Here is a 10,380-nt window from a genome sequence, read left to right as displayed (position 1 = left end):
TGCCTAAAAGGCGGCCCGGATGCCTGATTATCAGGTATCCAAAAGGATTAAGAGGGTATTTGGATAAAATTAGGAGTGATTGGGGGAGAAAACAGCCGAAAATCTTTGTTTAGGTTCCGGCTGTCGAGGGAAGGGCTTTTTTGCAAAGGTCTCAAACTGCAGGTTTTTTTTATAAACCAATGCTGTCTGAAAATCTTAATTTCAGACGGCATTTTTTATTGTTTCAAGTAATACCATTTCAGTATAGCTGGGCTGTTTTTCAGACGGCCTGAAAGTTTAATCAACCATTCTGCGTATTTCGTTGATTGGGATACGCGGGGTATAGAGTATGTCGTAGGTTGGTTTGTCCAAAAGATCTTGCAGGGAGTATTGATCTAAATGGTTGAAGAAGGCTTTGATGGCGCCGGTAATGATGCCGGTCAATCGGCAGGATGGGGTGATGAGGCATTCGTTGTTATCGCCCATGCATTCGACAACCTGCATCGGCTCAAGATGGCGGACGACTGCGCCGATGTTGATTTTTTCAGGAACATCCGCCAAGCGCAAACCGCCGCCTTTGCCGCGCACGCTGACCAGAAATCCGCCTTTGACTAATGAGGTAACCACTTTCATCAAATGGCTTTTGGAAATATTGTAAGTCTCGGCAATGGTGCTGATATTGACGAGGGTGTCATCATTTATGGCGGTATAAACCAATACGCGCAATCCGTAATCGGTATGTTGGGTCAGATACATGGCTGGCTCTTTAGATATTTTTATTATATGTCAAAAGCGTAGTACTTGGAGAGGGGCTGTTTGACTTTATATGGGATTGGGTTTCATAATATCTGAAACATTTGAATTAATCCAGTTTGACAGACTGTTGCTATTATAACGAACTTATGAAACCCTTGAAACGCCACCCTGCCTTAATAGAACTTTCCCGTGAGCATCATGGCTCGCTGTCGTTGTGTGTCCGCCTCCTGCGTACGCCGGAGCAAAGCCATCAAGCGGAGCTGGATCCTCATTTTGTGGAACTTGAGCCACATTTTTTGGAAGAGGAAACCATGTTTGCGCCGTATTGGGATAAGGTTGATCCGGCGTTGAGACAGCGTTTTGAAGGCGATCATGCCAAGTTGCGTGCGATGATGGCTCATCCTGAATATATGAATGAATCATGGAATAAGGATTTTGCGGTGACTTTGCGCGATCATGCGCGTTTTGAGGAACGCGAGCTTTTTCCTGCGATTGAACCTTTTTTGCCTTTGCCTGAGAATGTGTAATAGGGAAGGGAATCGATGGCCGTCTGAAAAGTTTCAGACGGCCTCTGTTGCTGTTTTATGATGATATAAAAATTGAAGGAACCACCATGACCGATTTGTTCAAACATCCTGTATGGGCAATGGCCTTCCGCCCGTTTTATTCGTTGGCGGCTTTGTATGGCGCATTGTCTATATTGCTTTGGGGCTTCGGCTATCAGGGTACGCCTGAGTTGCCGGGTTTTTATTGGCATGCTCATGAAATGATTTGGGGCTACGCCGGATTGGTTGTCATTGCATTCTTACTGACGGCCGTGGCAACTTGGACTGGCCAGCCGCCCACACGTGGTAAGGCGTTGGCAGGTTTGACCGCATTTTGGCTGCTTGCGCGTTTGTGTGCGTTTATTCCCGGCTGGGGAGCAACGGCAAGCGGCATATTCGGCACGATCTTTTTCTGGTATGGCGCGGTGTGCATGGCTTTGCCGGTAATCCGTTCTCAAAACAAGCGCAACTATGTTGCCGTATTTGCTATTTTTGTTTTGGGCGGCACCCATTTCGCGTTCCATATGAAAATGCAGCCGTTTGATGCCATCGCGCTGATGACCGGTTTGCAATCCGGTTTGATTATGGTGGCCGGATTTATCGGTTTGATCGGTATGCGGATTATCTCGTTCTTTACGTCCAAACGTTTGAACGTGCCGCAAATTCCCAGCCCTCAATGGGTAGCGCACGCATCGCTTTGGCTGCCTATGCTGACTGCCATGATGATGGCACATAACATATTGCCGGGATTGGCTGCTTTGTTCTCTTTTGCTGCCGGTGTGATTTTTACCGTGCAGGTGTACCGCTGGTGGTATAAAGCCGTACTGAAAGAGCCTATGCTTTGGATTTTGTTTGCAGGCTATCTGTTTACAGGCTTGGGCTTGATTGCTGTCGGCCTTTCTTATTGGGTCCCAAGTTTCCTGAATTTGGGCGTACACCTTATCGGCGTTGGCGGTATCGGCGTGCTGACTTTGGGAATGATGGCGCGAACTGCGCTTGGCCATACCGGCAACTCTATTTATCCGCCGCCTAAAGTGGTTCCTGTCGCCTTTTGGCTGATGATTGCCGCAACGGTTATCCGTGTTTTGGCTACCTTTGTGAATGGTACGGCATACACGCACAGTATCCGCTGCTCCGCCGCTTTGTTTGCCGTGTCTCTGCTGTTGTACGCATGGAAATATATTCCTTGGTTGATCCGTCCGCGTTCGGATGGTCGTCCGGGTTAACGGTTTGGCAAAATGAAAAGGCCGTCTGAAAAGTCTCAGACGGCCTTTATTTATTGATAACAAAAAAGCCTTTCAAAGTATGAAAGGCTTTTATTGAAATTGTGGCCTCGCCAACAGGAATCGAACCTGTATTTTACGCTTAGGAGGCATACGTTCTATCCGTTGAACTATAGCGAGGCATTAAAGGAGGGGATTTTAAACCTTTCCGGCAAAAAAAGACAATAAGCCGGCGGCAATCAAAGGACCGACCGGAATGCCGCCGACAAAGGCAACGCCGATGACGGTGCCGATTAATAATCCGGTTACCAAAACAGGCTGTTCGCTCATCAATGGAACGCCACGTCCAGCAAGCCAAGCGACGAAAATACCGATAAGGACGGCGGCAATCATTTTGAAATTGATAAACTCGGAGACCGGCGGAATCTGGATTTTACCGGAAACCAGCGGGCTCAATACGCCGATGGTCAGCAGGATGATGCCCAGATGCAAACCGTGTTTTTCCACCAAGGGAAGATATTGCGACAAGGCCGTCTGCTGCATGAGCAGCAATACCGCTGCCGAAATTGTAATCGAGTTGTTGTTGCTGACGACGCCCAAAAAAATCAGCGTAACCAGAAACAAAGGGACAAAGCTGAAATTCATCGGATTAAGATACTCGGGCCAAAGATTCTTTTGCCAGTTGGATCATGGCTTCTTTGACTTCACTGTCAGGCAACACGTCCAATGAAGCGATGGCTTTGTCGACGGCTTTTTTCGCTTCGGAAATCGAATACGGCAAAGCGTCGGAGTTGACGACATAGTCGTGGATTTTTTCAAAATAGCTGCGGTCGGCATTTTCCAAAGCATGGCGCACATCGTTGGCTGCCTGCTCGGAGCCGTTTCGCATCAGGTAAATCAATGGCAGGGTAGGTTTGCCTTCTGCCAAATCGTCGCCGACGTTTTTGCCGATTTCTTCGGTTTCGCCTGAATAGTCCAATACATCGTCAATGATTTGGAAAGCCGTACCGACGTACATACCGTAGTCTTTCAAGGCTTGCTCGTGTTCGGGGGTAGCCTTGCCCAAAATTGCGCCGACTTGCGCGGCCGCTTCAAACAGTTTTGCTGTTTTGTATTGGATAACTTGGACGTATTGCTCTTCGGTAATATCCGTATTGCCGATGTTCATCAGCTGCATGACTTCGCCTTCGGCGATAATGTTGGTCGCATCTGCCATCACTTCCAAGATACGCATACTGCCCGAACCGACCATCAGTTGGAAGGCGCGTGTATAGAGGAAGTCGCCGACCAAAACAGCCGCCGCGTTGCCGAAGAGGTTGTTTGCCGTTTTACGGCCGCGGCGCAAATCGCTTTCATCGACGACATCGTCGTGCAGGAGGGTGGAGGTGTGGATGAATTCCACCATCGCTGCCAGCGAGTACAGTTTTTCATCGTCATGCCCGACTGCTTTGCCTGCCAAAATGGTAATAATCGGACGCAGGCGCTTACCGCCCGCGCTGATGATGTATGTGCCGATTTGCGAAATCAGCGCGACATCGGATTGAACAGCTTGGTTGATGACCGCATTAACTTTGGCAAGGTCATCGGGCAGGTGGCGTTGGAAGTAAGGCAGGTTTTCGAGCATAAAACATTCTCTGTTGACAAAACGGAGCGGTGGCTCCAATGAATCTGTTTAAACCCGTACATTCGGTCGGGGTAATAACGTTGCATAAAGATATCAGCAATCCAGCGCGTGATTATATCAGTTAAAAAGCATGCAACATATCTTTCAGACGGCCTTTTCACTTGTAAATAAAATAAATTTTGACAAAACAGGCAAATAGAAATAGAATAGCTCGTTTCGCACATGGTGTGCGGAATGTTAACCTAATTCTCATGGAGTTGAGTATGTACGCGGTCGTAAAAACCGGCGGTAAACAATACAAAGTTTCCGTTGGCGAAAAATTGAAAGTAGAACAGATACCAGCCGAACTCGACAGCCAAATCGAACTGACTGAAGTTTTGATGATTGCTGACGGCGAATCTGTAAAAGTAGGCGCACCTTTTATCGAAGGCGCAAAAGTAACAGCTAAAGTCGTTGCTCATGGTCGTGGCGAGAAAGTACGCATTTTCAAAATGCGTCGTCGCAAACACTACCAAAAACGCCAAGGCCATCGCCAAAATTTCACCCAAATCGAAATCGTGGCAATCGCCTAATTTCAAGTAAGTTCAGGAGTATTACAAATGGCAAGTAAAAAAGCAGGCGGTAGCACCCGCAATGGTCGCGATTCAGAAGCCAAACGCTTGGGCGTTAAAGCCTACGGCAACGAGCTGATTCCGGCAGGCTCTATCATCGTTCGTCAACGTGGTACTAAATTCCACGCAGGTGACAACGTAGGTATGGGCAAAGACCACACTTTGTTTGCTAAAGTCGACGGTTACGTTGAATTCAAAACCAAAGGCGCGCTGAATCGTAAAACTGTCAGCATCCGTCCTTACACCGGTTCTGAAGAATAATCGTTTTACGATTGAAAACCGCATTCCCTTTTCGGAATGCGGTTTTTGTTTATCTGAATGTTTGTCTGTTTGATAAAATCCGTATGTCGTGAAGCTTGATTTATATTAAGGCCAAAGTAAAAACGCGCTTACAATTGATAACATTTGTTTTATTCTATCAATGCTTTCTATATAATCTATCAAATGCCTTTGATTTACCCTCATGTAGCTAAACACAGTAAACTTAAGGCCGTCTGAAAAAATCCGTATCAGTTGAATACAAGGAATTCCTCCCATGAGCTTACACAGTGATATTCTCGTCGTCGGCGCAGGCCCTGCCGGATTAAGTTTTGCCGCAGAGTTGGCCGGAAGCGGGTTGAACATAACCCTGATTGAAAGAAGTCCTTTAGAAGTGTTGCAAAATCCGCCGTATGACGGCCGTGAAATCGCACTGACGCACTTGTCGCGCGAAATCATGCAGCGATTGGGTATGTGGGATTTGATTCCGAAAGACGAAATTTATCCTTTGCGCGATGCCAAAGTGTTGAACGGTCATTCCGATTACCAGCTCCACTTCCCGCAACCGACTGAGGCGCGCGGCGAGCCTGCGGACTGCTTGGGCTATTTGATTTCCAATCACAACATCCGTAAAGCCGCTTATGAAGTCGTGTCCAAATTGGACAATGTCAAAATCCTGACCGGCACCAATGTTAAAGAAGTTAAAACTTCCGACAATGAGGCACAAGTCATTTTGGAAAGCGGCGAAGTATTGACCGGCCGTCTGTTGTTGGCCGCCGATAGCCGCTTCTCGCAAACGCGCCGTCAATTGGGCATTTCTTCCGATATGCACGATTACAGCCGCACCATGTTCGTGTGCCGCATGAAGCATACTCTGTCCAACCTGCATACCGCATATGAATGCTTCCACTACGGCCGTACCATTGCGTTGCTGCCTTTGGAAGAACATTTGACCAATACGGTGATTACGGTGGACAGCGATAAAGCCGAAACGATTAAGAATATGTCGCCGGAAGAATTGGCGGCCAGCGTGAAAGAGCAACTCAAAGGCCGTTTGGGCGATATGGAATTGGTCAGCACCATTCACAATTATCCTTTGGTCGGCATGATTGCCCAACGTTTCTACGGCAAACGCAGCGCGTTGATCGGCGATGCCGCGGTCGGTATGCATCCGGTTACTGCGCACGGCTTTAACTTGGGTCTGGCAAGTGCCGATCTTTTGGCCAAATTGGTTCTCGAAGCCGAGCAACGCGGTCAGGATATTGGTGCGAAGAGCCTGCTGGAAAAATACAGCACCAAGCATATGCTCCACGCCCATCCGATTTACCACGGCACCAATATGCTGCTGAAACTCTTTACCAATGAAACTGCTCCGGCGAAACTGCTGCGCGGTTTGGTATTGCGTGCAAGCAATAACTTCCCGCCGCTGAAAAAACTGATTACCAAGCAATTGACCGGTTAATCATTTGAAAACATAAAAGGCCGTCTGAACGATTACAGTTTCAGACGGCCTTGTTTTTTATCTATTGCTTATTCGGCTAAAACCGATTCGGGCATTTCTTGACGGACGTTTAAGGAAGTCAGTTTTTTGGTCAAGATGCTCAATACGATGCCGTAGGCAGGCAGGAAGAAGAGGGTGCAGATGGCGAGTTTGAACAGATAATCGACAAATGCGATGCCCTGCCAATTTGCCGCCATAAATTCATCGTTGCTCGCGTAAAAGGCGACGGCAAAAAACACCAGCGTGTCCAAAGCATTGCCGACGACGGTGGAAGCAGTAGGGGCTGCCCACCATGATTTCAGACGGCGTAATCTGTTGAACACGAAAATATCGAGGATTTGCCCGAGCGCATAGGCGGAAAAGCTGGCCAATGCGATGCGGCCGACGAAAGTGTTAAATTCGGCCAAAGATGCCCAGCCTGTCCAGTTGCCGTCATGAAAGAGGACGGAGAAGACGTAAGAGAGCAGCAGGGCGGGGAACATCACCCAAAAAATAATCCGTCTCGCCAACGGCGCGCCGAAAATGCGCACGGTCAGGTCGGTGGCGAGGAAGATAAAGGGGAAGGAAAATGCACCCCAAGTGGTAAAAATACCGAAAATTTGAAAGGGGAACTGCACCAGATAGTTGCTGGCGGCAATAATAAAAATATGGAAAAGCACCAGCCAGAAGAGTGCTTTCTTCTGCTGTGCAGCGGTAAATTCGTACATGGAAATCTTTCGGAAGTTTTTCAGACGGCACGAGGCCTTGCGAGACTGTGCAATAGAGAAAGTCTTGCCATGAAAAGGGCGTTAGGCCGTCTGAACGGGATTATTGTGCGTCGTGCTCAAACAGGCGTTTGCGTGCCAAAGCTTCAAACTCTGTGCCTGCTTTGCCGTAGTTGGCAAACGGATGAATGGCGATGCCGCCGCGCGGTGTGAATTCGCCGAATACTTCGATGTATTTCGGATCCATCAGGGCGATGAGGTCTTTCATGATGATGTTGACGCAGTCTTCATGGAAGTCGCCGTGGTTGCGGAAGCTGAAGAGATAGAGTTTCAGTGATTTGCTTTCCACCATTTTGATATGGGGGATGTAGCGGATGTAGATGGTGGCAAAGTCGGGCTGGCCGGTCATCGGGCAGAGGCTGGTGAACTCGGGGCAGACGAATTTGACGAAATAGTCGTTGTCGGGGTGTTTGTTGTCGAACGCTTCCAAAATTTCAGGCGCGTATTCGCTCGGGTATTGGGTTTTCTGGTTGCCCAAAAGGGAGATGCCTTGCAGCTCTTCGTTGTTGCGGGACATGAGGTTTCCTTAGTTTTTTAATGTGGGAGGTTTTCGAACCACGGGGTGCGGATTGTAATATAAATTGCATGGCTTGTGCGGATTTTATAGCGATGAATCAGCAGGATAGCTTTCAGACGGCCTGTTTTGTATTTTATGAAACCTGTTTTCCGCTTTACAATAGCAGCCAATCAACAGGCCGTCTGAAAGTTTCGTATGTCTTTATCCCAACCCAAACGCATCCTGATCATCAAATTGCGCCATCATGGCGATGTGCTTTTGAGCACGCCGGTGGTCGATGCGCTGAAAACCCGTTTCCCCGATTGCGAAATCGATATGCTGGTGTATGCCGGTACGGAGCAGCTGATTGCCGATAATCTGCAGATTGCGCAGATTTTTACCATTGATCGAAATTGGAAGAAGCTGGGTGTATTCAAGCAGTTGGCGTGTGAGAAAAACCTTTTTTCAAAGCTGAAGGCACGCGATTACGACTGGGCTTTCAACCTGTCCGACCAATGGCGCGCGGCAATAATCGCCAAACTGTGCGCCCGTTGCAGCGTGGGTTTGGACTGCATCAAGCGTGACGGTTTCTTGTGGCGTTTCTGTCATGATTTTATCAACCATGAGCTGGATCCCAGCCATCATATCGTTGAAAACCAGTTGAATATCCTTGCGCCGCTTATCCAGCCGGAAGACGTAGCCGATGCGAAGGTGCGCCTTTGGGTGGCACAAGATGCAAGGGAAAGCATGCGGCAGAAATTGCGTGCTCAGGGTTGGAACGGCGAAGATTATGTGTTGATGCACCCGGGTGCGCGTTGGCATTTCAAATGTTGGGAAGACGGCAAAAATGCCGCCATCGTACAGCTTCTGCTCAACAGCGGACAGAATGTCGTATTGACTGCTTCTCCCGACACTGTCGAACAATACATGCTTCAGGAAATTATAGGCCGTCTGAATATTCCGGAAGGCAGAAAAGTATATGTGTTGTCCGGATGCTTGAGCCTGCGTGAATTGGCGGCGGCCATTGAGGGCGCCAAGCTGTTTGTCGGTGTCGATTCCGCACCGATGCACATCGCCGCTGCTTTGGATAAACCGCAAATTGCTTTGTTTGGCGCGTCATGGGTGGACAAATGGCGTCCGTATTCCGAGCAGGCGGAAGTCATTTATGCCGGCGATTATGCAGAACTGCCCAACCCCGACAGTATCGACACCAACGATCCGACACGTCTGTTGAAAGCGATTCCGTTGCAGGATGTGTGGGATAGAATTTCTGCCAAATTGGAAGCGTTGGAGGCTTAAAACCGTTTACCACGATCCGTTAAACGTTTTAGCTTTGCGCCAAAATGCCCATTTGGAACGGCGGCCGATTTCCAGCGTGCCGCCGTTTTCGCCGTCTGTGGCAATGCACACGGTTTTCAGACGGCCTGAAGCGAGTGCGTCCCATAAAGGCGCAAACCAACGGGTTTCCCAGCTTTCCAAAATATCTTTGTATGCCCAAACATCGCCTGTTTGTAAGGTGGAAACCAAGTCGTCCAAAAAGATAAGGCCGTCTGAAACCGTGTTGCCTGTTTCTTGAATCATCTCAAACCAAGCCTTCAAATCATACGGCGCATCGAGTTTGGGCGTATCCGAAAAACGCGCCCATGCGCTGTCTGAGGCGACGATATCCGCAGACTGTGTACCGTCCGCATCATTCCACAGCCACAAACCGTTGATTTCCGGCAATCCTTGTTGTTCACGCGCTTGGTTAATCGGATGCGTGTGGAGAAACATTTGGATTTCTGTCTGCATAGCCAACCAAGACACCGCATCTTTGCCGTGTGCCTGACCGTCCATTTCCGGCTGTCCGCACATATCCAAAACACATTCCGCGCCCCAATCTTCAATCTTCGGCATGCTGAGCAGCCATATGCTTTCGCAAAGCGGCTCGAATTGCCAATCTTTATCCTGATAAAACGCCGACAAATCCGCACATAACCGTTGCGCCTCCTCTTTTTGGATGCCGATAAACTCGCCGCTGATAATGTTGACATGGTGCATGCCCATTTGTTGCCAAACCGGAGAGGCAAAAGCGGCTGTGCGTTTTTGGCTTGTGTGGCGTAAACGTTGCACTTGGGCAATGAGGCTGCCGCTCCACAAATTGCGTCCGTAAAATTCAGACGGCCTGAGTGTTTCTTTGCGTAATATGCCGTAACGCAAAAGACGGTTAAAAGCAGGTAAGGCAAGCGTAGGCACGGATTCGTCGGCAAAACGGTTGAGCGAGGGGAGGGCGAGTGTCAGCTTCATAAGCGCAAATAGATAGGAAAACCGTTATTTTACGCGACAAATGATGCGTTTCGGAACCTTACCCTCACGCCCTAAAAAAGAGCCGTTCAGACGGCCGGTTTGGAAAAAACGGGCTGTCATGCTAGAATGCATGGCGTAAATTTCAGAAAAACAGGGTGTAAATCAACACAATAGCCCTGATAATAACGTCAATCTCAAATACGACCTCATTCATTCCGAATGAAAACCTGATTTTCAGATCGGAAAAAAGACTCAAAGTCCTTTATCCCCAAAACTGTTTAAACCAGCAGGCGGTCGCGGCAGGCCGGATGTGCCGGCATTCTGTAAACCTAAAAAA

12 protein-coding genes, 1 tRNA gene and 1 riboswitch are annotated in these 10,380 nt (G+C 48.6%); of the genes, 6 read left to right on the top strand and 7 right to left on the bottom strand.

Annotation, left to right across the window (positions count from 1 at the left end; all coding sequences use genetic code 11):
• Positions 1–276: 276 nt before the first annotated feature.
• Positions 277–735, bottom strand: a complete 459-nt coding sequence (locus HMPREF2675_RS04875; RefSeq protein ID WP_049328858.1) for an RrF2 family transcriptional regulator — start codon at positions 733–735, stop codon at positions 277–279.
• Between the two features lie 146 nt (positions 736–881).
• Here HMPREF2675_RS04875 and HMPREF2675_RS04870 point away from each other — a divergent pair, with 146 nt between their 5' ends.
• Positions 882–1,262 (top strand): hemerythrin domain-containing protein, encoded by a 381-nt coding sequence (locus HMPREF2675_RS04870; RefSeq protein WP_070459407.1) that lies wholly within the window; start codon positions 882–884, stop codon positions 1,260–1,262.
• An 86-nt stretch (positions 1,263–1,348) separates the two neighbouring features.
• Positions 1,349–2,506 (top strand): NnrS family protein, encoded by a 1,158-nt coding sequence (locus tag HMPREF2675_RS04865; protein WP_070814259.1) that lies wholly within the window; start codon positions 1,349–1,351, stop codon positions 2,504–2,506.
• A gap of 102 nt (positions 2,507–2,608) precedes the next feature.
• Here HMPREF2675_RS04865 and HMPREF2675_RS04860 read toward each other — a convergent pair.
• From HMPREF2675_RS04860 to ispB, 3 genes are all read right to left on the bottom strand, one after another.
• Positions 2,609–2,683, bottom strand: a tRNA-Arg gene (locus HMPREF2675_RS04860).
• An 18-nt stretch (positions 2,684–2,701) separates the two neighbouring features.
• The gene (locus HMPREF2675_RS04855) at positions 2,702–3,148 is read right to left on the bottom strand and encodes a DUF441 domain-containing protein (RefSeq protein ID WP_070814258.1); all 447 of its coding nucleotides are present in this window, start codon (positions 3,146–3,148) and stop codon (positions 2,702–2,704) included.
• 4 nt (positions 3,149–3,152) lie between these two features.
• Positions 3,153–4,127 carry an octaprenyl diphosphate synthase gene (gene ispB / locus HMPREF2675_RS04850; RefSeq protein WP_070814257.1) on the bottom strand — a complete coding sequence of 325 codons (975 nt, stop codon included), beginning with the start codon at positions 4,125–4,127 and terminating at the stop codon, positions 3,153–3,155.
• 263 nt (positions 4,128–4,390) lie between these two features.
• Here ispB and rplU point away from each other — a divergent pair, with 263 nt between their 5' ends.
• The 3 genes from rplU (at position 4,391) to ubiM (ending at position 6,458) form a co-directional block, all read left to right on the top strand.
• Positions 4,391–4,699: a 50S ribosomal protein L21 gene (gene rplU / locus HMPREF2675_RS04845; protein WP_002216394.1), complete on the top strand. Its 309-nt coding sequence runs from the start codon at positions 4,391–4,393 to the stop codon at positions 4,697–4,699.
• Between the two features lie 27 nt (positions 4,700–4,726).
• On the top strand, positions 4,727–4,999 hold the full coding sequence (rpmA, locus tag HMPREF2675_RS04840; protein ID WP_002212328.1) for a 50S ribosomal protein L27: 273 nt from the start codon (positions 4,727–4,729) through the stop codon (positions 4,997–4,999).
• Positions 5,000–5,273: 274 nt separating this feature from the next.
• On the top strand, positions 5,274–6,458 hold the full coding sequence (ubiM, locus tag HMPREF2675_RS04835; protein WP_004518804.1) for a 5-demethoxyubiquinol-8 5-hydroxylase UbiM: 1,185 nt from the start codon (positions 5,274–5,276) through the stop codon (positions 6,456–6,458).
• A 68-nt stretch (positions 6,459–6,526) separates the two neighbouring features.
• Here ubiM and HMPREF2675_RS04830 read toward each other — a convergent pair whose 3' ends face one another.
• Positions 6,527–7,204, bottom strand: a complete 678-nt coding sequence (locus HMPREF2675_RS04830; RefSeq protein ID WP_070814256.1) for a 7-cyano-7-deazaguanine/7-aminomethyl-7-deazaguanine transporter — start codon at positions 7,202–7,204, stop codon at positions 6,527–6,529.
• A gap of 100 nt (positions 7,205–7,304) precedes the next feature.
• Positions 7,305–7,778 (bottom strand): preQ(1) synthase, encoded by a 474-nt coding sequence (queF, locus tag HMPREF2675_RS04825; protein ID WP_003748427.1) that lies wholly within the window; start codon positions 7,776–7,778, stop codon positions 7,305–7,307.
• A gap of 3 nt (positions 7,779–7,781) precedes the next feature.
• Positions 7,782–7,826: riboswitch (PreQ1 riboswitch) on the bottom strand.
• 147 nt (positions 7,827–7,973) lie between these two features.
• Here queF and rfaQ point away from each other — a divergent pair.
• Positions 7,974–9,056, top strand: coding sequence for a putative lipopolysaccharide heptosyltransferase III (gene rfaQ / locus HMPREF2675_RS04820; RefSeq protein WP_070814255.1), 1,083 nt, complete (start codon positions 7,974–7,976; stop codon positions 9,054–9,056).
• A 6-nt stretch (positions 9,057–9,062) separates the two neighbouring features.
• Here the strand turns inward: rfaQ and HMPREF2675_RS04815 are convergent, their stop codons facing one another.
• Positions 9,063–10,043, bottom strand: coding sequence for a hypothetical protein (locus tag HMPREF2675_RS04815; RefSeq protein ID WP_070814254.1), 981 nt, complete (start codon positions 10,041–10,043; stop codon positions 9,063–9,065).
• Between the last annotated feature and the right edge of the window lie 337 nt (positions 10,044–10,380).

Source organism: Neisseria sp. HMSC061H08 (assembly GCF_001836795.1).
In the GTDB taxonomy this organism is placed as follows: Bacteria; Pseudomonadota; Gammaproteobacteria; order Burkholderiales; family Neisseriaceae; genus Neisseria; species Neisseria subflava_A.
Note: the sequence above shows the minus strand (reverse complement) of the source record. Positions and strands in the feature narration are given on the sequence as shown.